26 protein-coding genes are annotated in these 23,893 nt (G+C 63.0%); 15 read left to right on the plus strand and 11 right to left on the minus strand.

Going from position 1 to position 23,893, the window contains the following annotated elements:
- Nucleotides 1-204 precede the first annotated feature (204 nt).
- From HRQ64_RS14185 to HRQ64_RS14195, 3 genes are all read right to left on the minus strand, one after another.
- A complete protein-coding gene (locus tag HRQ64_RS14185; RefSeq protein WP_172123755.1) occupies nucleotides 205-1,407 on the minus strand; it encodes a pyridoxal phosphate-dependent aminotransferase in 1,203 nt (400 codons plus the stop codon).
- Nucleotides 1,408-1,463: 56 nt separating this feature from the next.
- Nucleotides 1,464-2,522, minus strand: a complete 1,059-nt coding sequence (locus tag HRQ64_RS14190; RefSeq protein ID WP_172123758.1) for a LacI family DNA-binding transcriptional regulator — start codon at nucleotides 2,520-2,522, stop codon at nucleotides 1,464-1,466.
- A 423-nt stretch (nucleotides 2,523-2,945) separates the two neighbouring features.
- A complete protein-coding gene (locus HRQ64_RS14195; RefSeq protein ID WP_127753688.1) occupies nucleotides 2,946-3,527 on the minus strand; it encodes an NAD(P)H-dependent oxidoreductase in 582 nt (193 codons plus the stop codon).
- A 188-nt stretch (nucleotides 3,528-3,715) separates the two neighbouring features.
- On the opposite strand from HRQ64_RS14195, the gene HRQ64_RS14200 reads away from it, so the two are divergent.
- From HRQ64_RS14200 to HRQ64_RS14240, 9 genes are all read left to right on the plus strand, one after another.
- A complete protein-coding gene (locus HRQ64_RS14200) occupies nucleotides 3,716-4,090 on the plus strand; it encodes a helix-turn-helix domain-containing protein (RefSeq protein WP_127753689.1) in 375 nt (124 codons plus the stop codon).
- 10 nt (nucleotides 4,091-4,100) lie between these two features.
- Nucleotides 4,101-4,526, plus strand: a complete 426-nt coding sequence (locus tag HRQ64_RS14205) for a hypothetical protein (RefSeq protein WP_172123760.1) — start codon at nucleotides 4,101-4,103, stop codon at nucleotides 4,524-4,526.
- A gap of 176 nt (nucleotides 4,527-4,702) precedes the next feature.
- Nucleotides 4,703-5,563, plus strand: coding sequence for a Spy/CpxP family protein refolding chaperone (locus HRQ64_RS14210; RefSeq protein WP_172123762.1), 861 nt, complete (start codon nucleotides 4,703-4,705; stop codon nucleotides 5,561-5,563).
- A 129-nt stretch (nucleotides 5,564-5,692) separates the two neighbouring features.
- A complete protein-coding gene (locus tag HRQ64_RS14215; protein ID WP_172123764.1) occupies nucleotides 5,693-6,598 on the plus strand; it encodes a DMT family transporter in 906 nt (301 codons plus the stop codon).
- A 114-nt stretch (nucleotides 6,599-6,712) separates the two neighbouring features.
- Complete coding sequence (locus tag HRQ64_RS14220) at nucleotides 6,713-7,312, plus strand: thymidine kinase (protein WP_127753693.1); 600 nt, start codon at nucleotides 6,713-6,715, stop codon at nucleotides 7,310-7,312.
- On the plus strand, nucleotides 7,309-7,704 hold the full coding sequence (locus HRQ64_RS14225) for an acyl-CoA thioesterase (RefSeq protein WP_172123766.1): 396 nt from the start codon (nucleotides 7,309-7,311) through the stop codon (nucleotides 7,702-7,704). Before HRQ64_RS14220 ends, HRQ64_RS14225 begins: the two co-directional genes overlap by 4 nt.
- A gap of 96 nt (nucleotides 7,705-7,800) precedes the next feature.
- Nucleotides 7,801-8,448 (plus strand): SH3 domain-containing protein, encoded by a 648-nt coding sequence (locus tag HRQ64_RS14230; RefSeq protein WP_127753695.1) that lies wholly within the window; start codon nucleotides 7,801-7,803, stop codon nucleotides 8,446-8,448.
- Between the two features lie 136 nt (nucleotides 8,449-8,584).
- A complete protein-coding gene (locus HRQ64_RS14235) occupies nucleotides 8,585-9,256 on the plus strand; it encodes an SH3 domain-containing protein (protein ID WP_172123768.1) in 672 nt (223 codons plus the stop codon).
- 134 nt (nucleotides 9,257-9,390) lie between these two features.
- Nucleotides 9,391-9,972: an SH3 domain-containing protein gene (locus HRQ64_RS14240; protein WP_172123770.1), complete on the plus strand. Its 582-nt coding sequence runs from the start codon at nucleotides 9,391-9,393 to the stop codon at nucleotides 9,970-9,972.
- A gap of 241 nt (nucleotides 9,973-10,213) precedes the next feature.
- Here the strand turns inward: HRQ64_RS14240 and HRQ64_RS14245 are convergent, their stop codons facing one another.
- On the minus strand, nucleotides 10,214-10,771 hold the full coding sequence (locus HRQ64_RS14245; RefSeq protein ID WP_172123772.1) for a DUF1003 domain-containing protein: 558 nt from the start codon (nucleotides 10,769-10,771) through the stop codon (nucleotides 10,214-10,216).
- A gap of 457 nt (nucleotides 10,772-11,228) precedes the next feature.
- Between HRQ64_RS14245 and uvrB the strand changes: the two genes are divergently transcribed.
- Together uvrB and HRQ64_RS14255 are read left to right on the plus strand one after the other, a co-directional pair.
- Nucleotides 11,229-13,643 (plus strand): excinuclease ABC subunit UvrB, encoded by a 2,415-nt coding sequence (uvrB, locus tag HRQ64_RS14250; protein ID WP_172125078.1) that lies wholly within the window; start codon nucleotides 11,229-11,231, stop codon nucleotides 13,641-13,643.
- A gap of 652 nt (nucleotides 13,644-14,295) precedes the next feature.
- Complete coding sequence (locus HRQ64_RS14255) at nucleotides 14,296-14,628, plus strand: DUF1801 domain-containing protein (RefSeq protein WP_172123774.1); 333 nt, start codon at nucleotides 14,296-14,298, stop codon at nucleotides 14,626-14,628.
- Between the two features lie 21 nt (nucleotides 14,629-14,649).
- Here the strand turns inward: HRQ64_RS14255 and radC are convergent, their stop codons facing one another.
- Both radC and HRQ64_RS14265 read right to left on the minus strand, forming a co-directional pair.
- Nucleotides 14,650-15,246 (minus strand): DNA repair protein RadC, encoded by a 597-nt coding sequence (radC, locus tag HRQ64_RS14260; protein ID WP_172123776.1) that lies wholly within the window; start codon nucleotides 15,244-15,246, stop codon nucleotides 14,650-14,652.
- A 164-nt stretch (nucleotides 15,247-15,410) separates the two neighbouring features.
- The gene (locus HRQ64_RS14265) at nucleotides 15,411-16,103 is read right to left on the minus strand and encodes a JAB domain-containing protein (RefSeq protein ID WP_172123778.1); all 693 of its coding nucleotides are present in this window, start codon (nucleotides 16,101-16,103) and stop codon (nucleotides 15,411-15,413) included.
- Between the two features lie 187 nt (nucleotides 16,104-16,290).
- Between HRQ64_RS14265 and HRQ64_RS14270 the strand changes: the two genes are divergently transcribed.
- Together HRQ64_RS14270 and HRQ64_RS14275 are read left to right on the plus strand one after the other, a co-directional pair.
- A complete protein-coding gene (locus tag HRQ64_RS14270; RefSeq protein WP_172123780.1) occupies nucleotides 16,291-16,638 on the plus strand; it encodes a hypothetical protein in 348 nt (115 codons plus the stop codon).
- A 512-nt stretch (nucleotides 16,639-17,150) separates the two neighbouring features.
- The gene (locus HRQ64_RS14275; RefSeq protein WP_172123782.1) at nucleotides 17,151-17,657 is read left to right on the plus strand and encodes a pyridoxamine 5'-phosphate oxidase family protein; all 507 of its coding nucleotides are present in this window, start codon (nucleotides 17,151-17,153) and stop codon (nucleotides 17,655-17,657) included.
- A 22-nt stretch (nucleotides 17,658-17,679) separates the two neighbouring features.
- Here the strand turns inward: HRQ64_RS14275 and hemH are convergent, their stop codons facing one another.
- The 3 genes from hemH to HRQ64_RS14290 all read right to left on the minus strand — a co-directional run bounded on the left by hemH (nucleotide 17,680) and on the right by HRQ64_RS14290 (nucleotide 21,340).
- A complete protein-coding gene (gene hemH / locus HRQ64_RS14280) occupies nucleotides 17,680-18,702 on the minus strand; it encodes a ferrochelatase (protein ID WP_172123784.1) in 1,023 nt (340 codons plus the stop codon).
- Nucleotides 18,703-18,780: 78 nt separating this feature from the next.
- Nucleotides 18,781-20,436: a DUF1007 family protein gene (locus tag HRQ64_RS14285; protein WP_172123786.1), complete on the minus strand. Its 1,656-nt coding sequence runs from the start codon at nucleotides 20,434-20,436 to the stop codon at nucleotides 18,781-18,783.
- A 4-nt stretch (nucleotides 20,437-20,440) separates the two neighbouring features.
- A complete protein-coding gene (locus HRQ64_RS14290; protein WP_127753706.1) occupies nucleotides 20,441-21,340 on the minus strand; it encodes a LysR family transcriptional regulator in 900 nt (299 codons plus the stop codon).
- A 263-nt stretch (nucleotides 21,341-21,603) separates the two neighbouring features.
- Between HRQ64_RS14290 and HRQ64_RS14295 the strand changes: the two genes are divergently transcribed.
- Together HRQ64_RS14295 and HRQ64_RS14300 are read left to right on the plus strand one after the other, a co-directional pair.
- Nucleotides 21,604-21,909 (plus strand): hypothetical protein, encoded by a 306-nt coding sequence (locus HRQ64_RS14295; RefSeq protein ID WP_172123788.1) that lies wholly within the window; start codon nucleotides 21,604-21,606, stop codon nucleotides 21,907-21,909.
- A gap of 99 nt (nucleotides 21,910-22,008) precedes the next feature.
- The gene (locus HRQ64_RS14300) at nucleotides 22,009-22,464 is read left to right on the plus strand and encodes an SH3 domain-containing protein (RefSeq protein ID WP_172123790.1); all 456 of its coding nucleotides are present in this window, start codon (nucleotides 22,009-22,011) and stop codon (nucleotides 22,462-22,464) included.
- A gap of 35 nt (nucleotides 22,465-22,499) precedes the next feature.
- Here the strand turns inward: HRQ64_RS14300 and HRQ64_RS14305 are convergent, their stop codons facing one another.
- Nucleotides 22,500-22,940: a hypothetical protein gene (locus HRQ64_RS14305; protein WP_172123792.1), complete on the minus strand. Its 441-nt coding sequence runs from the start codon at nucleotides 22,938-22,940 to the stop codon at nucleotides 22,500-22,502.
- A 19-nt stretch (nucleotides 22,941-22,959) separates the two neighbouring features.
- The gene (locus HRQ64_RS14310) at nucleotides 22,960-23,880 is read right to left on the minus strand and encodes a DMT family transporter (protein ID WP_172123794.1); all 921 of its coding nucleotides are present in this window, start codon (nucleotides 23,878-23,880) and stop codon (nucleotides 22,960-22,962) included.
- Nucleotides 23,881-23,893: the final 13 nt, after the last annotated feature.

The following is a 23,893-nucleotide window of genomic DNA, read 5'->3' on the forward strand; positions in this document are numbered from 1 at the left end:
GGGTTCAAGCCGTATCCTCCTCCCTCGGCTTGGGTCCACCCGGTCCGGCGCATCTCCTCCTCCCTTGCGCGGGACCATTACTAGCGATTTGGCTTCGGCCCTATCCATGGCCCCATCTTCGGATGGGGCCCTTTTTTTTGCCCCACCCGCTTCGTTGATCGCTAGGGCGCCAGCACTGGCCGGCACCCCCACAACTCTTTTGGTCTAGCGTACTGCGGCGCAGAACTGCTGCACGCGCGCCACCGCTTCGCGCAGTTGCGCATCCGCCGCCGCATAGCTCAGCCGGAAATGCCCGGGCAGCCCGAACGCGGCCCCATGCACCAGCGCCACCCCCGTTTCGGCCAGGAGCGCCAAGACGAAGTCCTCGTCCGTTTCGAGCTTGGTGCCGCCGCCGCTGGTGCGCCCCAGCAATTCAGCGCAGGAGGGGAACACGTAAAACGCGCCTTCCGGCACCAAGCACTCGACACCCGCGGCCGCGTTCAGCCCCTCGACCACAAGGTCGCGCCGCGCCTGGAACGCCGCCCGCCAGTCTTTGAGAAACTCCTGCGGCCCATTCAGCGCCGCCACCGCCGCCCATTGCGAAATCGAGCAGGCATTGGTGGTGGATTGGCTTTGCAGCTTGGTCATCGCCGCCAGCAGCGGCTTGGGCCCGGTGCAATAGCCGATGCGCCAGCCCGTCATCGCGTGCGATTTGCTGACGCCATTCATAGTCAGCGTGCGCTCGCGCAGCGCCGGCTCCACCTGGGCAATGGTCGCGAACTGGCGCCCGTCATAAACCAGTGGCTCATAGATGTCGTCGGTCAGGATCATCACCTGCGGATGGCGCAGCAGCACCTGCGCCAGCGCCCGCAATTCTTCGGCCGAATAGGCTGCGCCCGTTGGGTTGGACGGGGTATTGAGGATCAACCATTTCGTGCGGGGCGAAATCGCCTGTTCCAGCACTTCGGGCTTGAGCTTGAAGCCGGTCGAGGCATCGGCCCGCGCCAGCACGGGCTCGGCGCCGCAAAATCGGGTGATTTCGGGATAGCTCACCCAGAACGGCACCGGCACCACCACTTCGTCGCCGGGGTTCAGCGTCGCCATCAGGGCATTGAAAATGATCTGCTTGCCGCCCGAGCCCACAAAGCACTCATCGGCCCGAACATCGAGCCCGTTGTCGCGCCGGAATTTTGCCGCCACTGCTTCCTTGAGCTCGGCGATCCCATCCACATTGGTGTAGCGCGTCTTGCCCTCATTGATGGCGCGGATCCCGGCTTCGCGCACGTGCAGCGGGGTGTCGAAATCGGGCTCCCCCGCCGAAAGGGCAATCACGTCCTTGCCCGCGGCCACCATGTCGCGCGCTTTTTGCGTGATGGCCACCGTGGCCGAAGGCGCCACCCGGTCCAATGCATCCGACAACAGTTTCATCGATCATCTCCACATCTGTGGGATGTGATACTGGCCCGTTCGGGCACCGGCAAGCGCTATGGCGGCGGCGCTCCCGTGGAGCCGCGGACCACCAGCGACAGCGGAACCACCTGGCGCTCCACCGGCCCGTCGAGGATCGCCGCCACGGCCCGATGGGCAATATCCGCCAGCGGTTGCTGCACCGTAGTCAGCGGCGGCTGCGCCGCGGCGCTTTCAGGCACGCCATCAAAACCCACCACCGAAACATCCTCAGGCACGCGCAGCCCGCGCTCGCGTAGCCAGTCCAAAGCGAGAATGGCAATCCGGTCCGACATGCACAGCAAGGCCGTTGGTTTGGTCGCCCCGGTGAACACTGCCTCCAGCGCCGCCCATACGCTGGCCGGCTCATTGCGGGTTTCATGCACCGGCACGTCAGCGCGGGCAATGCCGGTACCGTCCAGGACCTGCCAATAGCCCAGCATACGGTCGCGCGAGGTGGAATAAATTGCCGCGGCGATCTCCGCCTCCCCTACCGGGCCCGCATGTCCCTCTTTGAGCTCGGTGCTCAGCACCGCAAAGCGCCGGTGGCCTAGTTCCACCAGGTGCTGCGCCGCCATCGCCGCGCCGGCAATATTGTCGATCCCGATCGCAGGGATGGAGTCGTCGCCTGTTCCCAGCGCCAGCGCCACGAAAGGCAGGTCCCGCTTGCGCGTCAGCGCCACCAGTTCGTGCCCGCCCTCCACACACAGCAGCACAAATCCGTCCACTAAAGCCGTTTCGATGTTCCAGGCCAACTTTTCCCGGTTCACCGCCGAAACCAGCGCCATGCCGGCGCCGCGCCGATCGCAGATTTCGGACATCTCCGCGAGCAGGCTGCGGGCCCACGGATCCTCAAAGAAATATGACAGCGGCTCAACCGCAGCGACCCCGATGGCATTGACCTTGCCCGCCCGCAGCAGCCGCCCCTTCAGGCTCGGTCCGCCATAGCCCAACTCCTTGGCAACGGCTTGCACGCGCTCGCGCACCTCTTGCCGGACGAGTTCAGGTCGGCTGAACACATTGGATGCCGTGCCCTGCGACACACCGGCGGCCGCCGCTACATCCCTCAGTTTTATGGTGACCGGCGGTTTGACCACGAAGAACTCCTTCCCTCACCACTAGCAAAAAAGATGTATCGGTTCAAATCGGGTTGACGCCGGCAATCGCAATGCTAATTTGAACCGATTCAACCCGCACTCACGTCCTCGGGTTGAACCGATTCAAGGAGTAGTGCGATAATGATCCCTCCAAGCTATCTCTTCAAATCAGTTTACTTCGATGAGTGGGAACGCCCCGCCCCTGTCGCGGCGGCTAAGCCGGCGCATTTGGGCGGTGGTGATGGCTGGCACCGGCGGGCAACAACCTGGCTCGCCAGTGCGGGCCGCCTTGCCCTGGGTTTCCGCCCTCCGCCGGTCACGCGGGGCGACCCCTGCGCCGAAGGGCCGGCCTTCGGTCACTAGCCACAAGCTTGGGGAGCGACCCGCCCCCCAAGCCCCATGCCTTGGTCCAGCGGCCCCGGCTTATGCCTGCGCCTGTGCCTCGCGCATATTCTTGAGCCCCACGGCCCATTTATGCAGCTCATTGAACATCAGGCCGGCGCCTTGCACCATTGGCTCATTGGGTCGGAACACGCCGTCCTCGCCCAGGAAATTGGCGGTAAACGGGATCGGCACGGACTGGCTGAGCGCCACGACATTGAGATTGCTCAACAGCTGGCGCAGCACCTGGCTGGCCCGCAGGCCGGCCGACACGCCGCCATAGCTGACGATGCCTGCGGGCTTTCCCGTCCATTCCTTTGACAGATACTGGATGGCATTGACCACCGAAGCTGGGGGGAAATAATCATATTCGGGGGTCACGAACACAAAGGCGTCCCCCTCCCCGACGGTCTTGCTCCAGCGCTTGGTGTGCTCATGCTCGTATTGCTGCAGCATGGGGTGCTTGGGTTCATCAAACAGCGGCAGTCCCACCTCGGCCAGATCAACCAGTTCGATGTCGAACTTGCCCTGCTCCCTGGCAAAGTCCTCCACCCAGCGGGCAACGGTTGGGCCGACGCGGCCGGGCCGGGTGCTGGCAATTATGATCTTGAGTTGGAGAGCCATTCGGAGTTTCTTTCATGAAGCAAAAAGCAGGATCGGGCCCGCCACGCTGGCGTTCCGGCTCCGACCGCTGTTGTGGTCAATTGGATGTATCTTTTGGAAACCCAGGTTTCCTTGGGATACCAACCTGTCGTATATGAGAGTGAGCAGCCGACACAAGACGGCACCTGCAAGATACCGAGGTCACTTCCATGAGACCGTCCTACCTCAGTCACAGCCATCCCCACTGCGCCGCCACCCGCGACATCCTCACCATCATTGGCAGCAAATGGGCGGTGCTCGTCGTGGCCCTGCTGCAGGAGCGCCCTAAGCGCTTTTCCGAACTCAAGCGCGAGATCGGCGACATCACCCAGAAGTCGCTCACCTCGGTGCTGCGCGAACTCGAAAAGAACGGCATCGTCGAGCGGGTCGTGACCCCCACCGTGCCCCCGCGGGTTGACTACAGTCTGACCCGATTGGGTCAGTCCTTGCTCGGTCCGATCGGGGCCTTGGGCCTGTGGGCGGCCGAGCATCACGAAACCGTGTTGCACGCCCGCGCCCGCTACGAAGCTCCCACTGCCGCCTAAGCTCGCAGCCTTGCAGTCCCGCCAAGCCGGCTTTTCGGCGTTCCGTCGGCAGCGCTTCGTGACGCTGCCCGCCACAATCGAACCGCATTGGGGTGACACTTCTGCGCTGCTCGATAGCTTCAAGGAAGATGCGACCCCCATGCGTGAATCTACACCTGCCCCGCGCAAACGCTTCAGGCTCTACGCTTTCGCCTCTGGCATGTTTCTGGTTCTGGGAGGCGCAGCTGCGGTCCTTGCCGGCATCACCCCTGCCACTGCCGCCACTCTCGCCCAGGAACCCGACACCCAGATCGCCGTCTTCATGGTGCCGCTGACGCTCCTGGTTCTCGCCATTCTGGTTGAAGTTACCCGCGTTGCCCTGCGGGGCAACCTGCCCGCCGAAGCGCCGGCCCGGATCAAGCCCAGCCGCCTGCCTCCCGCGCCGCCCCGGCGCTGAACCACCTCAGATTTGCTGCCAAATTGCCGGCCCTAGGGGCCGGCTTTTTGTTGCCCCGGCTCCGCCCACCTTACCAACCTTGCCAAGCTTTCACCTTCCCGCAAGGTTCTGCCCACGGCACTTGCTCTATCATCTGGCCAGCCGAAACCTCCGGCCAGACACCAGGGAGCAATCCGATGAACAAGATTTCCGCCGCGGCTCTCGCGGTCCTTCTCACCGCGACCACGGGCCTTGCGGCCACCGGCCCCGCCTTGGCCCAGCCTGGGAAGCCTCCTATGGGCTATCAGTCCGGCGGCGATGACAACTGCAACTGGCAGCGGGGCGACGGCTACAGCCGCGGCGGCTGGCACGGCCAGCGCAACAGCGGCTGGGACGGTCAGCATGGCGGTCGCCGCGGCGGCGGCATGGGTGGCGGCATGGACGGCCCTTCCGACCGCAACGACGGCCCCGGCATGCGCCAGAACGGCCGCCAGTTGGGCAACAGCATGACCGGCCTGTTCAACTTCCAAAGGGGCGCCGAAGCCATCGAACTGGCGCTTGTGCGGATTAGCCACCGGCTCAATCTCACCGCCGAACAGCGCCCGCTGTTTGAGCAGATGCGCACCGCGGTCATGGACGCCGTCCGCAAATATGTTGACGACACTGCGCAGGTTCGCGCCGAGCGCTCCACCCCCACGGCTCCCCTCACCATCCCCGACCTGCTGCAGCGCCGGATCGTGCTCGACAATGCCCAGCTCGAGGCGCTCACCAGCGTTGTTCCTTCGGTCACTGCATTTTACGAAAGCCTCACCCCCGAGCAGCAGGCGCTGCTGACGCCGCCCCAACGCGGCCAGCGCGGCGGCGGCAATTGGGGTGGGCAAGGCAACAATCAGCCGGACCAGTCGGACTCGCAGCCGCCCCCTGATCAACCAGCCCAGCCGCCCGTCGATCAGCCCGCCGCACCGCCCCCAACCGATCAGCCGGGCGCCGCACCCGCCGCACCGCCCAGCCAGCCTCCCGCCCCGCCGCCCAGCCCGGCTCCCGCTATCCGGGGCTAACCACACCCGCGGTGCCGCGCCTTTCTCCTCGGGGAGGCGCGGCGCCGCATTTGCCCCGGCCCCGATTGGCCGGGGTTTAATTTCGACCGGCCTTGCTCTAGCTATAGCTGGCAGCTGACCGGAACCACCATGACCCGCGCCACCGCCACCCTCTGCCTTCTGCTCGCCACTGCTCTTTGGGGCTTTGGCTTCATCGCTCAAAAGCACGCCATGCTCTCCATGGGCCCGCTCAGCTTCACCGGCGTGCGTTTCATCATCGGCGGCGCCCTCCTCCTGCCGCTCGCCCTGCGCGAGCGCCGCACCAAATCCGCAACTCTTTCGCGCCGCGACTGGCTCTTTGTCGCCGCCATGACCCTCGTCTTTTTCATCGGCAGCTGGCTGCAACAGGTGGGCCTGGCCAGCACCACCGTCACCAATGGCGGCTTTCTCACCGGCCTTTACGTGCTGTTCGTGCCGCTGATCGCCTTCCTCGTCTTTCGCACTCAGCCCCATCCTCTGGTGCTGATCGGCGTCGCCCTCGCCTTGGTCGGCATCTACCTGCTCAACGGCGCCCGCCTTGACCGGCTCAATATCGGCGACGCGCTGATCGTGCTTTGCGCCGTGTTCTGGGCCATCCATGTGCTCATGCTCGGCGCCATCGCCAGCCGCACCGGCCTGCCCCTCGCCATCACCTGCGGCACCTTTATCCTTGCCGGTCTTGGCGCGATCCTGCTCGCCTTCGTCTTTGAAGCCCCCACCCTCGCCCAGATCAGCGAGCAGTGGCTCGCCGTCGCCTACGCCGGCATTGGCTCCACCGCCATCGGCTTCACCCTCCAGGCCGTCGCCCAGCAATATGTCCCCGCCACCAATGCCGCGCTGGTGCTGTCCTCCGAAGCCCTGTTCGCCGCCCTCGGCGCTGCGCTGCTGCTTGGCGAGCGCCTCCTGCCCATCGGCTATGTCGGAGCGCTCGTGATCTTCCTTGCTATTCTCCTCGGCGAGGTGTTGCCGCCCATCCTCCTGCGCCGCCGCGCCCGCACGCAAGCCGTCACCACCTAGCCCAACAACCGAGCATAACGGCGCCGCGCAACCCCTCCCGACCGCCAGCAGTTTGTTGTGGACCACCCGGTGTTTCCCCTCGCACCCCCGGGCCCGCTCCGGCACAACCAGCCCATGGCCAAGCTTTATTTCTCCTATTCCGCAATGAATGCGGGCAAATCCACGCTCCTGCTTCAGGCGGCCTATAACTATCGCGAGCGCGGCATGAACGCGCTGCTGTTCACCTCCGGGCTTTACGCCAGTGATGGCGTCGGGCGGATCAGTTCGCGCATCGGCATCTCCGAAGCTGCCGCGCTTTATACCGACGCCGACGATCTCTATCTCGCCATCCACGACGCCACCGAGATCGCCAAGGTCGATTGCGTCTTTGTCGATGAAGCCCAGTTCCTCTCCCCCGAACAGGTCTGGCAACTCGCCCGCGTCGCCGATCGCCTGCGCATTCCGGTGATGTGCTTTGGCCTGCGCACCGATTTCCAGGGCAAGCTCTTTCCCGGCTCGGCCGAACTGCTGGCGATCGCCGATATCCTGCGCGAGATCCGCACCATCTGCTCCTGCGGCCGCAAGGCCACCATGGTGGTGCGTCAAGACCCCTCCGGCCGGGTCCTCACCGCCGGCGACCAGGTCGCCATCGAAAAGTCCGTTTATCTCTCCCTCTGCCGCATGCACTGGGAAGAAGCCGTTGGCCGCTGGCCCGTGAAAGGACCCTCCTCATGATCCCTGTCCAAACCACCCCCGCCACCGAGCCCTCGGGCGCCCTCACCATCCGCACCCTCGCCATGCCGGCCGATGCCAATCCCGCCGGCGATATCTTTGGCGGCTGGGTGATGAGCCAGATGGATATCGCCGGCGCCATCGCCGCTGTAGAACGCGTCGGCGGCCGCGTCGTCACCGTTGCAGTCGAAGCCATGACCTTTATCGCCCCGGTCAAGGTCGGGGATATCCTGTGCGTCTACACCGCCGTTGACCGCGTCGGCACCACTTCGGTCACCATCGCCATCGAAGCCTGGGCCCGGCGCGAGCGGCGCGATGATCGCGTCAAGGTCACCCAGGGCCACTTTGTTTACGTCGCCATGGGCGAAGACGGCCGCAAGCGCACCATTACCTGACTTTTTTCGAACCGGATCGTTCAGCCAGCATTCAGTTGCCATCGGGTCTTATGGACCACGCCGGCCCCAAGCGCCGGCAAGCAAGGGGAGCCCTCGATGAAGTCTGTTCGCCTCGGATTGATCACCACCTTCGCCGCCGTGCTGGCCGGCACTATTGCAGCTGCCGCCGCCCCGGCCAGCGTTTCAACCAATGTCAATGTTCGCTCTGGCCCCAGCACGCAGCATCCCGTGGTTGGTTCTCTCTTTGCCAACAACACCGTAGATGTTGGCCAGTGCAGCGCCGGCTGGTGCCAGATCTCGGCCGGGCATGTTGCCGGCTGGGTCTCGAGCGACTTCGTCGTTATTGGTCGGCAGGCCCAGGCGCAGGTCGCGCCCCGTGGCAATGGCTTTGGCGAACCCGGCTTTGATCTGGAATTCAACTTCGGCGGTCCTGGCCGTCCCTTCCCGCCCCCCCCGCCAGCGCCACCGGCACCCCCGGTCTACGATGATGAGGAAGCCGGCGCCTGCTTTTATACCCGCCCCGATTTCCGCGGTGAGCAGTTCTGCGTCACCGAAGGCGAAACCTATGACTACCTGCCGGGCCTCTGGGACGACAGCTTCCGCTCGGTCGAAATCTATGGCGGCGCCCGGGTGGATGTGTGCCGGGACGAAGAGCTTTCAGGCGCTTGCGCCACGCTGCGGCGCGACACTGCCCGGCTGCCGCGCGAACTCGACCGCCGCATCTCCTCTCTGGACGTTTACTAAGGTCTAAAGAGCATCAGAGTCTTCGTGCCGGCCCGGAACCGTTTGTTTCCATCATCGTTTGATCAACAACAACAACAGCGTCACTGCCGATCGGCCAAATACGGTTGTCGGCCAAGAATATAACAGGAGTTCAAGGATGAACCGCTACAACCGCAAGCTGCTGAAAACCGCGGCTACGGGTATTGCCGTCGCAGCCACCGCCGTGATCGTGTTCCTGCCCGCAGCTGCCCAGGCAGCTCCCGGTACCGTGACGAGCAACATCAATGTGCGTTCGGGCCCTGGCGGCAATTATGGGGTAGTGGACACCGTGCGCGCCGGCACCAATGTGGATGTGCAGCAGTGTGAAGGCTCCTGGTGCTATATCGCCAAGCCCGGCCCGGATGGTTGGGTTTCGGCTCAGTATCTGAGCGCAGGGGGTCGTCCCGTCAATTCCGGCCAGCCCGGCCTGTCCTTCGGCTTCTCCACCGGCCCCGGTGGCCCACAGATCAATATCGGCGTTGGCAATGAAGGCCGCAATCCTCCTGGCCGTCCCCGCCCACCTGCCCCGCCCGTGTATGAGGAAGAGATCGCCGAGGTCTGCTTCTATGATCGCACCCGCTTCCGCGGCGAAAGCCAGTGCCTTGAGGAAGGCGAAAGCGTGCGCAATTTGGGCGGCTTTGCCGACCGCATCTCTTCGATCGACAATCCCGATGGCCTGCGGGTTCAGGTTTGCGCTGAGGTGAACTTCCGCAATTGCCGCACCTATACCACCAGCGCTTCTTCGCTCGGTGACTACGACGACTATATCGCCTCGATCCGCGTGCGCTGATCCCAGGCGGCAGCCATTCCCGGGCGCCATCCAACGATGGCGCCCTTTTTCACATCCAGGATTCCGATAAACCTTGGCCTTGGCCCAGTGCCGCGCTAGTGTCCCCCCGCCCAGCCTTGTTGTGGAACAGCGTCATGCCTTATCTTCTTCGCACTCTCGTTTTCCTCGCCATTGCTGGCGTCTCGCTGGTCACGGGCGCTCTGCCCACGCTCGCCGCCTCCGAATCGGGCAGCCTTGCCTGGACCACCAAGCCCGCAACCCTCCACCAGGGTCCCGGCCGCGAATATCCCATTCTGGGGCAGATCCCGGCCGAACAGCGCATCAAGGTGCTGCGCTGCCAGAAGGTGTGGTGCATGATCGATGGTCCTGGCGGTCGCGGTTGGACCTCGATCCACGCCGTCGATTTCGGCAAGGACCCCCGCGGCATCGAGTGGAACGAATGGACCTTTGAGCGCCCCGCGCCCAAGCAGGTCTGCTTTTACGAGGGCGAGAATTATACCGGCGGCGCGCTCTGCCTCGACCCCGGCACCAAGATCGAAGACCTGCTGCTGATTGGCGCCGACAACCGTTATTCCTCCGTGCGCATCGAAGGCAAAGTCGCCGTCGCCGCCTGCCGCGACCGCTTCTTCCAGAGCTATTGCGAACGCATCACCCACAGCCAGCCCCGCCTCGACCAATACCTCAACAAGGCCCTCTCCTCGATCGAAGTCTACTAACCGCGCGAGCCGCGCTGGCTCCAAGGCCGATGCATCGGGCTCTGCCCTCCCTCCCCCTTGAGGGGAGGGCCGGGGTGGGGGTCCCTCGATTCCATCACCGATCTCCGACCCTCCACTAGAAGTCGCGGCGCACCGGCCCAACCGTGCCCCACCTGACGACCCCCTCCCTCAATCCCTCCCCTCAAGGGGGAGGGAAGCACCAGCCGACGTCCTGCACGAGCTGACAAAACCCCAAAACCCCTCACACCTCCGCCTTCTCCTCCGCATCCGCGATCCGATCCATCACCGCTTCGGGCGACACATCCCGCTCGAGTTCACCCAATTCCTCATCGGCCTCCGTATGGATATCGAGCTTGCGGGCAATCGCACTCACCAGCTCGATCAGCCGGGTGGTTTCATGCTCGTTGAGCAGACTAACCTGCAGGTCGAGATCGGCCCGGATATTGTCCTCCGCCGCCATCCGGTTCTGGTTGATCAGCACAAAGGTGCTGAGGAAAATCGCCTCGACCGACGCTTCCATCGCCAGCACCACCAACGATGGGTCCCAGGGCGGGATGATCGGCAACCATCCCACATTAATGCCGATCCAGAGCCCGAAAAACACGATATGGATATAAACAAACATCATGGAGCCGGCGAATTTGCTGATCGCCGCCGCGGCCCGTTCCTCGAGCGAGGCCGAGCGCGCGCTTTCGCGCCGCCGCTCCATGATGGCATCGATATTGCGCGTCAGCGCCGGCGATAAGCCCCCCGCGGCCTGCTTGGTGGGGCTATCTGCCAGGGGGTGGTCTTGATTCATGGGCTCGCACTCCGTTGTCGCTCCCCACAACGGCCAGCCCTGCCCTTTGTTCATCGCGACAACAGGCATCAACACTGCGTGCTCCTGACAAAGCCTGTCAGCACCCCTGTTCCGTCTCCGTTCACCACCTGCTAAGGTAAAGCACGTTGCAATTTGCGGCACCGTTTCCCACATCAGGTGCCTTCCCGAGCATTGGTGTCTTATGGCCGACAAGTCCGCACGTCCCGGCAAAGCCGAGTTTTCCATCGACGATTTCCTGGGCGAGATCGAAAAGGCCGAGGACCTCGCCGCCAGCAAACCCCTTTACGCCGAGCGCATGCGCAACAAGCGCGCGCTTGATCGCGCCGATCAGGCCGCCGCCGCTGCCGCCGAGGACGCTGCCAAGGAAGCCGCCAAGCCCAAGACGGCGCTTGAAAAGCGCCGCACCACCAAGTCCTCGCACGACACCGTCACCGGCATGTCGCCCAAGACGGGCAAGACCAAGATCAATTCCGTGGTCCGTCCCGATTTCTCCGGCATGGGCGAAGCCCCCCAGGCCGGCTTCGGCCACGTCCCCTCCGCCAAAGCGCTGAGCGCCCGCAAGATCACCGGCGCCCCTCATCCTGAGGAGGCGCAAAGCGCCGTCTCGAAGGACGCCGATCCCGAGGCCACCGCCGAGATCCGCGCGGCCCTCACCGCCGCCACCAAGAAGGCCAGGGCCAAAAAGAACGAGGACGTCTCCAACGCCCAGACGGTGGGCGTCACCGCCACCGTCAAGGCGCTCGAACAGATCATCCTGCATGGCCGCAAGGAAGTGGAAGGCTCCTCCCCCTGGATGCCCCACAAGGCGCAAAACCGCCTCGAAAAGCGCGCGCCCCGCCGCCCCTTCCGCATGGTCACCGACTACCAGCCCGCCGGCGACCAGCCCACCGCCATTGCCGAACTCGTTGAAGGCATCGAGAATGGCGAAACCGACCAGGTCCTCCTCGGCGTCACCGGCAGTGGGAAAACCTTCACCGCCGCCCAGGTGATCGCGCGCACCAATCGCCCCGCGCTGATCCTTGCGCCCAACAAGACCCTTGCCGCCCAGCTTTACGGCGAGTTCAAGAGCTTCTTCCCCGACAACGCCGTCGAATATTTCGTGTCCTATTACGACTACTACCAGCCCGAGGCCTATGTGCCGCGCACGGACACCTATATCGAAAAGGAATCCACCATCAACGAGCAGATCGACCGCATGCGCCACTCGGCAACCCGGGCGATCCTCGAGCGCGACGACGTCATCATCATCTCCTCGGTCTCGTGCATCTACGGCATCGGCTCGGTGGAAGACTACACCGCCATGACCATCGATGTGCAAAAGGGCGAAAAGATCGACCAGCGCGAGCTGCTCGCCAAGCTCGTGGCCCTGCAATACAAGCGCGGCGACACCGGCTTTGTGCGCGGCACCTTCCGGGTGCGCGGCGACACGGTCGAACTCTTCCCCGCCCACTATGAAGCCGCCGCCTGGCGCATCACCCTCTTTGGCAACGAGATCGAATCCATCACCGAATTCGATCCCCTCACCGGCAAGAAGTCCGCCGACCTCACCTTCATCCGCGTCTTCGCCAATTCCCACCACGTGACGCCGCGCACCACCATGAACCAGGCGATCAAGCTGATCCGCGCCGAACTCAATGCGCGCCTGCAGGAGCTCAACGGCGCCGGCCGGTTCCTCGAAGCCCAGCGCCTCGAGCAGCGCACGCTCTTTGATCTGGAAATGATGGAAGCCACCGGCTCCTGCGCCGGCATCGAGAACTATTCGCGCTACTTCTCGGGCCGCAAGCCCGGCGAGCCGCCTCCGACCCTCTTCGAATACCTGCCCGACAACGCCCTCGTTTTTGTCGACGAATCCCACGTCACCATCGGCCAGCTCGGCGCCATGTATCGCGGCGACCTCCGGCGCAAGGCGACGCTGGCCGAATACGGCTTCCGCCTGCCCTCCTGCATGGACAATCGTCCGCTGCGCTTCGAGGAGTGGAACGCCATGCGCCCGCAATCGGTCTATGTTTCGGCCACCCCCGGCTCCTGGGAAATGGACCAGACCGGGGGCGTTTTTGCCGAACAGGTGATCCGCCCCACCGGCCTCATCGATCCACCCGTCGAAATCCGCCCGGCCAAGACCCAGGTCGATGACGTCATCGACGAAATCCGCCAGGTCAGCAAAACCGGCTACCGTACGCTCTGCACCGTCCTCACCAAGAAAATGGCCGAGGACCTCACCGAATACATGCACGAACAGGGCATCCGCGTGCGCTACATGCACTCGGACATCGACACCATCGAGCGCATCGAGATCATCCGCGACCTGCGCCTGGGCGCCTTCGACGTCCTTGTCGGCATCAACCTCCTGCGCGAAGGCCTCGACATTCCCGAATGCGGCCTTGTCACCATTCTCGATGCGGACAAGGAAGGCTTTCTGCGCTCCGAAACCTCGCTGATCCAGACCATCGGCCGCGCCGCGCGCAATGTCGACGGGCGGGTGATCCTGTATGCCGACAACATCACCGGCTCCATGGAACGCGCGCTCGCCGAAACCAATCGCCGCCGCGAAAAGCAGATCGCCTATAACGAGGAACACGGCATCACGCCGCAATCGGTGCGCTCCAACATCCACGACATCGTCGACAGCGTCTACGAGCGCGACCACGTCACCGTCTCGATCGGCAAGGGCCGCGACGGCAAGGAACAGCTCGCCGTCGGCGAAAACCTGGGCGCCGTGCTCAAGGACCTCGAACGCGCCATGCGCGAAGCCGCCACCAACCTCGAATTCGAAAAGGCCGCAAGGCTCAGGGACGAGATCAAGCGCCTGCGCGAAATGGAACTGGATACCCTTTCGGGCGGGGTTTCTTAGTCACCTACCGCGCGGTCTAGCTCCAGCCCCTCGGCTCCTGGCCTCCCTCCCCCTTGAGGGGAGGGCCGGGGTGGGGGTCCGTCGGCGCCTTCACCAAACTCGGAGCAGCCACCGCAAAAGAGCCCACAGCCCGCGGCACCACAGAGCCCTCCTCCACGACCCCCTCCCTCAATCCCTCCCCTCAAGGGGGAGGGAAGCCCCAAGCCCAGCCGCTCCTGCCCGCAACGAGAGCCCCAAACCCGTCGGCCCTTGCCCTCCCTCCCCCTTGAGGGGCTCCGAGCCGTCCGCCAAAGCGGCGGATCGCTCCAGTGGAGCGATCCGAGGTGAGAAGGCCATGAGAGCTACGCTCGAATGGCCAAGGGGTGGGGGTCCGTCGGCGCCTTCACCGAACTTAGAGCAGCCCCACTGCCAAGAGATCACAGTCCCCGGCACCACCGTGCCCTCCTCCACGACCCCCTCCCTCAATCCCTCCCCTCAAGGGGGAGGGAAGCCCCAACTCATCCGCTCCTGCCAACAACGAGAGCCCCAGACCCTCGAATGGCGAAGGGTCGGGGCCCTCGCTGGCCCCGATCCCTCCCCCAAAAACCCACCCAAAACTGTCGGCCCCCAACACCCCCGCGCGTCCTATGCTGCCGAACCCGGAGCCAGGTTTATGCCCCAACCCGCCCCCGCCAGCGTCGATCTCTATCTCGCCGCCCAGCCGCCCGAGGCGCGCGCCATCCTCGAGCGCCTGCGCGCGATCATCCACCGCGCCGCGCCTGAAGTGGCGGAGTCGATCAAATACGGCATGCCGCTGTTTCGGTGGAACGAGCGCTATCTCTATCTGGGCGCCTGGAAGCACCATATCGGCCTCTACCCGATCCCGCCCCTCCCCCCGGAGCTGGAACCCGCCCTCGCCCCCTTCCGCGCCCACAAGGACACGGTGCAGTTCAGGTACACGGAGCCGGTGCCATATGAGGTGTTTGAGCGGCTGGTTGGAAACTAACTCACAGAAGAAATCTATTGGTTATGGATCAAGTAGACCAAGTTGGCCGAGTGACATCTCACCAGCTTTTCCAACAATGATGTGGTCATCCACCCTAATGTCGAAGGCAGCTGCCGCAGCAACAAGCTCCTGGGTACGCGTGACATCCGCCGACGAGGGAGAAGGATCGCCGGACGGGTGGTTATGGACTAGAATCATGCTGCGGGCGGAAAGGTCTAGAGCACGCCTAACCACCTCGCGAGGGTACACTGGCGCATGGTCCACCGTCCCCTTGTGCAATAGTTCATCGGCGATAAGCTTGCCCCAGGGGTCGATAAAGAACACTCGAAAATGTTCAACCTCCTCAAAAGCCATGGTTACGTGCAGGTAATCGCGAAGAAGCTGGCTTTGGTTCGGTACAAGGCGCTTGTCGAAGTTGATCCTACCCTGTGCCGTGCAAAGAGCGATGTCCCTGACTGCTCTCAGTAAGGCTAGAACGTCATCGGTGACACCATCCACTTCCGTGAGTCTGTTTGCAGAAGCTGAAAGGGTGGCCGGGAGGGAACCAAACCTGGACATTAGTCGGGACACCAGGGCCGAAGCGTTCACATCTGGCACAACATGCATCAGTATTTCCAAAAGCAGTCTCTCTTGCTGAGCCCCGCTCCAGAATGAACAATAACTGGCCCTAGCTGATCGCGGCATCTTGCCTCCAAAACGGCTAAAACAACAATCTCACAACCCGCGCGTATGACTTGCCGTAGGACACTAAACCTGGACTACGACCCTTCAAGCTAAGAGTTCTAGAATGATATTGGACTAGAAGACGACGGTTCCGAACTAAGAATCCCCATTTTCCGAAACGAGAGATGTTCCGAACTACCGATAATCATTCTCTCAATGACGAAGATGTTGAGCAGCCCGGCAATGGCTACCAACTTCTTAGTCAGCCGAATTTCTGCTTCTGATGGGTAGTCTACTTCTGAATTAGTTATCTGAATCAGGATCATGCTACTCGCTGAAAGCTCGAGTGCACGCCTTATAAGTTGTACAGGGGAGAACGATGAACGAGTAGCGACTTCTGCGTGCAGGATTTCATCAGCGATCAACCTCTGCCTCCTGTCGGAGAACAGAACTCTCGTTCCCCTCGTATCCCCCACCGTCATCGTTCTTTGTAGATAATCTAAAAGCTCGCTGATCGAACTCAGCCGAGGACTATTGAGTTCAATACGATTGCGAGCCATTCCCGCAGCCACTTTCTTGACGGTCTTGAGCAAGGAAGCGAGGTCACCAGTTACGCCGTTCACCTCACTTAGGCGCAAGGCAGAAGCGGACAGCGCGAGCGGGAGCGAGCCAAATCGTTCTATTATGCTTGATGCAACACTACTTGCGTCACTCACCCCTACCCCTTGCATGAGCTGCTCAAGAAGTTCTTTATGGGACATCAAACTTCGCGGGTAGTAATGCTGACTTAGTTTCTCAGTCGGTGAATGCATTCGTCACCTCCAAAACTAAGCACAAGTTATTACGTATAACTCACCCGAGCAAGTATAACCTCGCTTTAACAATGTTCTTCGTTAACTCCGCCCAGGAAGACATATTGGCCCACAGCTCGGCGGGGAGCTTATCCCCGCCTACTACCCCTTCGCTCACACTCGTGGCTCCATCACTCCGGAGCCGCCCATGCCCATTCCCGACAAAAGTATCCCCTTCGCCAATCTCGCCCGCTACGAGGCCGTGCGCCCGCGCCTCAAAAACTTTGTCGCGCGGCTCAAAACCCTGGGTGAACCCGACCAGCCCGCCTCGCCAGTGGAAAAAGCCCTAGCGGCCGAGCTGATCCGGGAAACCAGGCGCACCACTTCGCGCGACGGGTTTGGCCGCGCCCTGCCCCTGCTGCAGCCCGCCGCGCCGCACACCCGGGCGGCGCTGCTCGAAAAGCTGGCGGAAGCGGAAACGGCGCTCGGGGCGTTCGCGGCCCTGTATTGCCGGGGCGAAGGCGAGGACGCGCCGCGCTGGCGCCTCGACCCCTGATTCTTTTGCATTTTGAAGTGTGGTTCAGGGCGTGGGGAAAGCCGTTCACAACGCGTTCAGAACCCGTTCAGTTTGGGCCCCCGGCCGTTCACTTATCCCCGCCCCATCGGGCCATGCGATAGTGCCTCCATTCCCGCCGAAAACACGCGGCGCCGACGAAGCGCCGGGCGGGAGGTGTGGACTGTGCGGGGTCGCCCGGACAGCCGTGGTTGTGCCGACTACCGGCCGGTTCCTGGCCCGTTTGCTCCCAAAAGACCGGGGGTGGCGGGCCGGCAAGAACCCCTCCCTGCGGGGAAGCCGCTCGAGGCGTCACGGTCAAAAAAATCCACGCGTGCGGTGCGGCTTTGGCCTCACTCTTTTGACCACCCCGATGAGGCGAAAGCCGCGCCGTGCCGTGCCTGCCCCGCTCCCAAAAAAACCCGCACGGCGTCCGGCCGGGCGGCGTCCCTGCTTGCCTGCAACCCAAGCCGCCTCCGCCCCGTTCGGTTGGCAACGCAACAAGGGAGCCCCATATGGCCAACGACCAGCAGCACACCGACAAAACCCCCGACGAAGTGGAAGACCGCATCTGGGAGCTGATGAAAAAGATCGATTTTTGCATGTTCACCACCTGGAACGGCACCGAACAGCGCTCGCGGCCCCTCTCGGCGCGCGTGTTCCGCGACGAGCATGCCGTGTATTTCCTCGTGGATGCCAATGGGCACAAGAATATCGAGATCGAGCAATACCCGCAGGTGTCCTGCGCCTTTGCCGACAATTCCGGCCACAAATATGTGGCGATGAATGGCCTTGCCTCGCTCAGCAATGACCGCGCCAAGATCAAGGATCTCTGGAGCGACATGGACAAGGCCTGGTGGGACAGCGAGAACGACCCCGATATCCGCCTCCTGACCGTGCGCCCCGACGGCGCCGAGCTCTGGGACAGCCCTAACCAGCTGGTCGCCACCGCCAAAATGCTCACGGCTGCCGTCACCGGCGCCAAGCCCAGCTTTGGCGACAACGCCAAGGTGGATCTTTAGTCCCGGGGCCGTTCGGGCTGGCTTACAACCAGCCCGACAATTCCCGCCGCACCATGGCCTCGATCATGTCCATGCCACCCGGCGAGTCATTAAGGCACGGGATATAGGCAAATTCCTCGCCCCCCGCCTCCATGAAGGTCTCGCGCCCCTGCATGCTGATTTCTTCGAGCGTTTCGATGCAGTCCGCCGAAAACGCCGGCGCGAGGATGGCGATTTTTTTAATCCCCTTGCCCGGCAGCGCCGCTAAAGTCACATCCGTATAGGGCTCGAGCCACTTGGTCGGCCCGAACCGGCTTTGGAAGGTGACCATCAGCTTTTCTTTGGGCCAACCCAGATATTCGCGCACCAGTCGCGTCGTCTTGTAGCACTGGCAGTGATAGGGGTCGCCCCGCTCCAGATACTCCACCGGCATGCCGTGGTAGGAGGTGATCACCAGGTCCGGCTCGAACGGCAAGGCGGCAACGCCGTCGCGGATCGAATTTCCCAATGTTTCTATGTACTTAGCGTCTTCGAAATAGGCCGGGGCCGTGCGCACGGCCGGCTGCCAGCGCATCTCGCCCAGCGCATCGAACGCCTTGTCATTGGCGGTCGCCGTGGTGGTCGCCGAATATTGCGGGTACAGCGGCACCAGCAAGATCTTGGTGCAGCCCTGCGCCTGCAGTTTTTCGAGCACGCTCTTGGTGGAAGGATTGCCATAGCGCATGGCATAATCCACCACCACGCCCTCGCCCGACATCCGGTCGGCCAGCGCCTCGGTCTGGTTGCGCGTGATCACCCGCAGCGGGCTTTCATTGGTGCGCTGGTCCCAGATCTGGGCATAGGCATGCCCGCTTTTCTGCGGCCGAAAGCTGAGAATCACGAGGTTGAGGATCGGCCACCACAACCACTTCGGCGTCTCGATCACCCGCGGATCGCTCAAGAATTCCTTGAGATAGCGCCGTACGCTCCAGTAATCGGTCGCGTCGGGCGTGCCGAGATTGAGCAGCAAGACGCCGATCTTTTGCTCTGGCACAGGCGGATGGTTGGGCGGCAGGTGATCGGACATGTCAGCCAGTTTGGAAGGATTCTAGGCTGGCGCACCATAGTTCTTCCTGCCGCGCGCGCAAGGCGGCGATGGGTCGCGCTAAAGGCTCGCCAGCAACAAAACCACCCCAAATCCCAGCACCGCAAAGGCGCCGAGCAGCTCGGCCCACCACACAATACTCACAGTAACGGGATTCTCAGCACCCCCGAGGCGTCTGGCGAGGCCTTTTGCGCCTACCGCGACGCTGGCCAATGCCGCAACCGTGATCGCCGTACCCAGCCCCATCAGGAATACAGCCGCTATGCCGGCCGCCAGCACGCCTTGCGACAGGGCAAACACCATCACCACCAGCGCCCCCGAACAGGGCCGCAACCCAACCGCCAGCACCACGGCAAGCTGTTCACGCCAGCCGCCGCTCGTTGCCTGCGGCGCTACAATATGCGCGTGCCCATGAGCAACATTGCTATGCGCGTGTGCATGCCCGTGCCCGTGCGCATGATCATGATCGTGATGATGATGATCGTGATCGTGATCGTGATCGTGATCGTGATCGTGATCGTGCCCCCAGCCCAGCAGCTTGCGCAACACCAACCACAAGCCCAGCAGGGCAATCAGCGCATAGGAGCCGACGCCGATCCAGTTGGCGGCATTGCCCATGGCGAGGCTCGTCATCCCCAGCGCACCGGCAGCCACGAGCACCAATGCAACGGCCACAACCGATTGCAGCATTGCCGAAACCACGCTCAAGCGGATGCCGCGGCGCAGCTGGGTCTCGTTGGCCAGCATATAGGATGAAATCACCACCTTGCCATGCCCCGGCCCGGCTGCATGAAACACTCCATAAAGGAAACTGAGACCACCCAGCAGCCAGAATGCCGTCCAGTCGCTGCGCACAGCAGCAAGCGAGGCCGTCATGGCCTGGTAGAAGTTCCTTTGCTGCTCCTGCAGCCAGCCGAAAAAGCCGGACCGCGGCAGCGACAAGCTCGGCTCTGCGGGTGGGCCTCCAAATGGCGTGGCCGGCCGGGCCTGCGCCATGGCTTCAGCCGCCTGGACAGCGCTGGCAGGCTCAACCCCCGCGCCACCTGCTGGGCAGGTGATCCGGATCAACCCTTGCGTGCCGCGCATCGCGGCGGCGAGATCCGGTGGCAGTTCGAGCACATCGGGCCCGAGGGCGTAGAGGCGCTCCTCGACTGCCCGATCCATTGGCCGAGGCGGCTCGACAGCGGCAGCACAACCGGCTGGAGCGTTCTCTAGGTGCACACTGCCGGCACCGGGAACGGTGATCGCGACGTAATATTCTGGATCATAGATGCCCAGTTCAAATCCGTCCCGGACCTCCTCTGGGGTTTCCGCCAGGACGGAATAGCTGAGGGTCGTTTTGCCGTCCGCATAAACCATGCGCTGGTCGCCCGCGGCCTCCCAGGCCATGGGCGCATCCTGCGCGCCGGCAAAGGTGTAAAACCCGAATTCCGCGAGTCCAGCCAGGTTCTCGTCGGCAAGCTCCTGCAACTCCTCCGGACTGGTAACCCCATCACCATCGGTGTCGAGGCCTTGAACTACCCAGCTGGAGAAAGCGGCATCAAAGGTCCAGTCGTGGCGCAAACCCGACACGGCGCCATTGCCATCAAAGACAATGGTGACTTGGGCGTCGATGAAAATATGGGGATGCGCGGCCGCCGGTATTGCGCCGATCAGCACCAGGCTGGCTGAGGCCAGAAGGCGTTTGACGGTGCGGCGAATGGTGGGCACGTTCATAAGATCAGGCAATAGGGTGAACCGCAAACCAGTCTACCAAGTGGTCGATTAGGGCGCGCACCTTGCCCGCCAAATGCCGGCGATGCGGATAGACCGCTTGCAGTGTCTGCCCGGTGGGCAGAAATTCAGTCAGCACGGGCGTCAATTCCCCTTTGGCCACGACCGGGTCGGCCAGATAAGAAGGCAGCACAACAAAACCAAGGCCCATCGTGGCCGCTCGTCGCGCCGCCAAGGGTGAGTTGACCCGCAGCGGCCCGGTCACTGGCACCGATATGGTCCGCCCCTCTTCGGTGAAGCGCCAGTTCGATTGCCCCTGCAGGTTTACGTCAACGATGCAGGGCAGCTTGCGCAGATCCTCAGGATGTTGTGGCGTGCCGTGGCTCTTGAGCAGCGCCGGAGCGGCGCCCACCACCACATGCATGTCAGCAATCTTGCGGGCGATCAGCGAGCTATCGGCCATAGTTGAGATGCGCAGTGCAACGTCGATGCCTTCGTCAACAAGGTCGACATAGCGGTCCTCCAGCCGCAAATCGAGCGTCACCTTGGGGAACTTGAGGAGATAGGAAAAGATCGCGGGAGCCAGCGTATCTTCGCCGAAGTTGCGCGGCGCCGACACGCGCAGCATGCCGCGGGGCTCGGCGGTCTGGTCGGTGATGGTTGCGTCGAGCTCGTCCAGCTGTTGCAGCAGCGCGCTGGCTTCCCGGTAATAAGCTTCGCCAGCTTCGGTGAGGCTGAGCTTGCGTGTGGTTCGGTTCATCAGCCGGACGCCGAGGTAATCCTCAAGATCAGTGACATATTTGGACAGCAGTGCCTTGGAGCGTCCATGCTCTCGCGCTGCCGAAGAGAAGCCGCCGGCGTCGAACACCTGCACGAAGGCACGAATGCGGGCGAGATCTTGGGTCATGGGCTCCGAACGCACACAGCAGGCTCGGATGTCGGCATAAACTATCCGGTACAAGCGAACAACAAGCCGTCTTGGCCGTTGCACGATTAACGATAGGATGCTTGCTTGTTCGACGTATCCAAGGAGTTCGGACTATTTTCCCACTCATGGCCAAACCCACATCCAGTTCCACGCTGTACCGGCTCATCGAAGCGGGTCAGTTGGCGCATAAAGCCTTACTGACTCCGTTGCTGGAACGCGGATTGGAGCCGGGGGATGACGCCGTGCTCTTTATTCTCGGACGGGCAGCGACGCTCGAAAGCGATCTTGCCAGCGAACTAGGGTTGGACGAAGCCAGCCTGGCTCCTCGCCTGCGCCGGTTGATCGAGCGCGAGCTTGTCGGCCAGCAGGCGGTCGGGCCGGAGCTGGCAGTTGGGGTCGCCTTGACCGAGCGTGGGATCCGGATCCGCAACAATCTCGCCGACCACTGGGCCCAGCTCGAGGAAGCGCTGATCGGTGAGCTCAAGCCCAAGCAGCGCAAGAAGCTGGCCAACACACTTAAGCGCTTCGTTGAGCTGCTGACCCTCTAAGCTACCAAGATGACTGCGGTATTCAGCTTGGGTTCATCGGCAATGGTGTTCTCTGCCGCCATCGGCAGGTGATGCCGGACGACAAGAGGAGTGGAGCAAATGGCCTTAAACAAGAAGCTCTTGGCTAGCGGTTTCGCTGCTTTGGCGCTGCTGGGAACCACGGTAGCAGCTTCCGCAGCCCCCGCATTTGCCAGCGCCAATGTGAATGTGCGCTCGGGCCCTGGCACCGGCTATGCCGCAGTAGACAGCCTGCAGCGCGGTCAGCCGGTGGATATCGATTACTGCCGAGGTAGCTGGTGCTATGTAACCAAGCCCGGTCCAGATGGGTGGGTTTCCGCCAGCTACCTGGAACGCGGCCGCGATCGGGGCCCTGGCTGGGATGATCGTGGCTGGGACCGCCCGCGCGGGTGGAATCCTCCCCCGCCGCCCCGCTGGCACCCGCCCCGTCCGCCGCGTCACTATGACGACTATCGGCCCTATCGGGTGTACCCAGCCGAGCCGGACGCAAGCTTCTGCTTCAACGGCCCCAATGGTTACTTCTGCGCCGGCAGCTAGCCCGGCTGGAGCGCCGCCCCTAGGCGGCGCTCCTTTTACTCGACTCGCAAGCGCTCCACATCGATCCCATGCCGCTCCAGCGGCTCGCGCATGCGTCGCGACAGGAACTCGTTGAGACCATAGACGGCGAGCGCACCCACCCCGAGAGCGATGGCAAAGCCCCGCAGTCCGTCCTGGTTGGCTGCAACAATGGCACAAAACAGCGAAGCGCCCGCGACACCTAGCAGCGTCCAGCCCTTGCGCTCGCCCGCCACCCGCAGATTGCGGGCGCCGGAGTGCAGGAGGTCGCGCAGCTCACTGTCGCTCATTGCCGCCAGCGTGGGGTTGCTGCGCTCGCGTCGGATGGTCTCGATATAGGCATCCACCCGCCGCAGCGTCAGCGCTTCGCGTCGGTCCGTGCCTTTGCCGCCAGCGAAGAGCTTCAGCCCGCCTCCAACAAGCAACAACACCAGCGCCAGTTCGATCAGCCAGATCATCACCCCTTCTCCTCTGCCTTCAGTCCTTGCCCGGCAAAATGGGTTCAACGGCCACCCGCTTGCGCCAGCTTTCACGCGCCATCACCACCAAGCCCGCGGCAACAATGATGGCGGCGCCCAGCAGCGAGATGAAGTCAATCATGTGCCCGAACACAAGCACCGAAAGCACAATGGCCCAGGGCAGCGAAAAGTAGTTGAACGGTTGCACAACGCTTGCGGGCGCCAGGGTCAGCGCCTGGACCATCAGCCCGTGCCCGATACAGGTAGTCGCCATGATGACGAGCACCAGCCCAACGTCTGGCCAAGCCATGGGCTGCCAGAAGAACACGCCAACTCCGCTGGACAACACTAGTCCGACAAAACCGGTATAGGCCATGCTGGTCGCCGCGCTGTCGTGCCGGCTGACCTTGCGCGTAATCACGATATAGAGCGAATACAGTGATGCTGAAGCCAGGGCATACAGCATCCCCCAGTCAAGGGGCAGGCCACCCGGGCGCACGATGATCATCGCCCCGGAAAAACCCACACCAACCGCAACAAGGCGGAAAACGCCGACCTTTTCACCCAGGATGGGAATGGCAAACAAGGTCACCATCAGCGGGTAAACCAACGAGATAGCCTGCAGTTCGGCCAAAGGGACTGACCGCAAGGCCATGGCGAAAAACCAGATCTCCACGATCAGCAGCGTGCCGCGCAGAAGCTGCCAAAGAGGCACCTTGGACGACAGCGCCTGCCGCAGGGGCGCCTGCCGCAGCACCAGCACCAGCGAGAAGGCAGCAAAGCCCCAGAACCGCAGCATCGTGGTTTGGAACGGGGAGTAGTTTTGTACCAGCACCTTGGAGATGGCATCCTGCACGCCAAACACCGCGATGGTGATGAGCGTCAGCATCATGGCTCGTCCGATTTGATCAGGCTTGGACTGGGCTATGACAGCGGACATGACGACGGCTCGC

The sequence above is a fragment of the Devosia sp. 919 genome, assembly GCF_013185965.1.
Lineage (GTDB): Bacteria > Pseudomonadota > Alphaproteobacteria > Rhizobiales > Devosiaceae > Devosia.

Excerpts from the sequence above, each read along its gene's own strand:
- HRQ64_RS14195 (WP_127753688.1), bottom strand. The coding sequence starts at position 3,527 with ATGGCTCTCCAACTCAAGATCATAATTGCCAGCACCCGGCCCGGCCGC.
- HRQ64_RS14285 (WP_172123786.1), bottom strand. The coding sequence starts at position 20,436 with ATGAACGTGCCCACCATTCGCCGCACCGTCAAACGCCTTCTGGCCTCA.
- HRQ64_RS14305 (WP_172123792.1), bottom strand. The coding sequence starts at position 22,940 with ATGATCTGGCTGATCGAACTGGCGCTGGTGTTGTTGCTTGTTGGAGGC.
- hemH (WP_172123784.1), bottom strand. The coding sequence starts at position 18,702 with ATGTCCGATCACCTGCCGCCCAACCATCCGCCTGTGCCAGAGCAAAAG.
- HRQ64_RS14270 (WP_172123780.1), top strand. The coding sequence starts at position 16,291 with ATGCCCATTCCCGACAAAAGTATCCCCTTCGCCAATCTCGCCCGCTAC.
- HRQ64_RS14200 (WP_127753689.1), top strand. The coding sequence starts at position 3,716 with ATGAGACCGTCCTACCTCAGTCACAGCCATCCCCACTGCGCCGCCACC.
- uvrB (WP_172125078.1), top strand. The coding sequence starts at position 11,229 with ATGTCGCCCAAGACGGGCAAGACCAAGATCAATTCCGTGGTCCGTCCC.
- HRQ64_RS14310 (WP_172123794.1), bottom strand. The coding sequence starts at position 23,880 with ATGTCCGCTGTCATAGCCCAGTCCAAGCCTGATCAAATCGGACGAGCC.
- HRQ64_RS14210 (WP_172123762.1), top strand. The coding sequence starts at position 4,703 with ATGAACAAGATTTCCGCCGCGGCTCTCGCGGTCCTTCTCACCGCGACC.
- HRQ64_RS14290 (WP_127753706.1), bottom strand. The coding sequence starts at position 21,340 with ATGACCCAAGATCTCGCCCGCATTCGTGCCTTCGTGCAGGTGTTCGAC.
- HRQ64_RS14255 (WP_172123774.1), top strand. The coding sequence starts at position 14,296 with ATGCCCCAACCCGCCCCCGCCAGCGTCGATCTCTATCTCGCCGCCCAG.
- HRQ64_RS14235 (WP_172123768.1), top strand. The coding sequence starts at position 8,585 with ATGAACCGCTACAACCGCAAGCTGCTGAAAACCGCGGCTACGGGTATT.
- HRQ64_RS14240 (WP_172123770.1), top strand. The coding sequence starts at position 9,391 with ATGCCTTATCTTCTTCGCACTCTCGTTTTCCTCGCCATTGCTGGCGTC.
- HRQ64_RS14265 (WP_172123778.1), bottom strand. The coding sequence starts at position 16,103 with ATGCATTCACCGACTGAGAAACTAAGTCAGCATTACTACCCGCGAAGT.
- HRQ64_RS14245 (WP_172123772.1), bottom strand. The coding sequence starts at position 10,771 with ATGAATCAAGACCACCCCCTGGCAGATAGCCCCACCAAGCAGGCCGCG.
- HRQ64_RS14300 (WP_172123790.1), top strand. The coding sequence starts at position 22,009 with ATGGCCTTAAACAAGAAGCTCTTGGCTAGCGGTTTCGCTGCTTTGGCG.
- HRQ64_RS14230 (WP_127753695.1), top strand. The coding sequence starts at position 7,801 with ATGAAGTCTGTTCGCCTCGGATTGATCACCACCTTCGCCGCCGTGCTG.
- HRQ64_RS14220 (WP_127753693.1), top strand. The coding sequence starts at position 6,713 with ATGGCCAAGCTTTATTTCTCCTATTCCGCAATGAATGCGGGCAAATCC.
- HRQ64_RS14225 (WP_172123766.1), top strand. The coding sequence starts at position 7,309 with ATGATCCCTGTCCAAACCACCCCCGCCACCGAGCCCTCGGGCGCCCTC.
- HRQ64_RS14215 (WP_172123764.1), top strand. The coding sequence starts at position 5,693 with ATGACCCGCGCCACCGCCACCCTCTGCCTTCTGCTCGCCACTGCTCTT.
- HRQ64_RS14185 (WP_172123755.1), bottom strand. The coding sequence starts at position 1,407 with ATGAAACTGTTGTCGGATGCATTGGACCGGGTGGCGCCTTCGGCCACG.
- HRQ64_RS14275 (WP_172123782.1), top strand. The coding sequence starts at position 17,151 with ATGGCCAACGACCAGCAGCACACCGACAAAACCCCCGACGAAGTGGAA.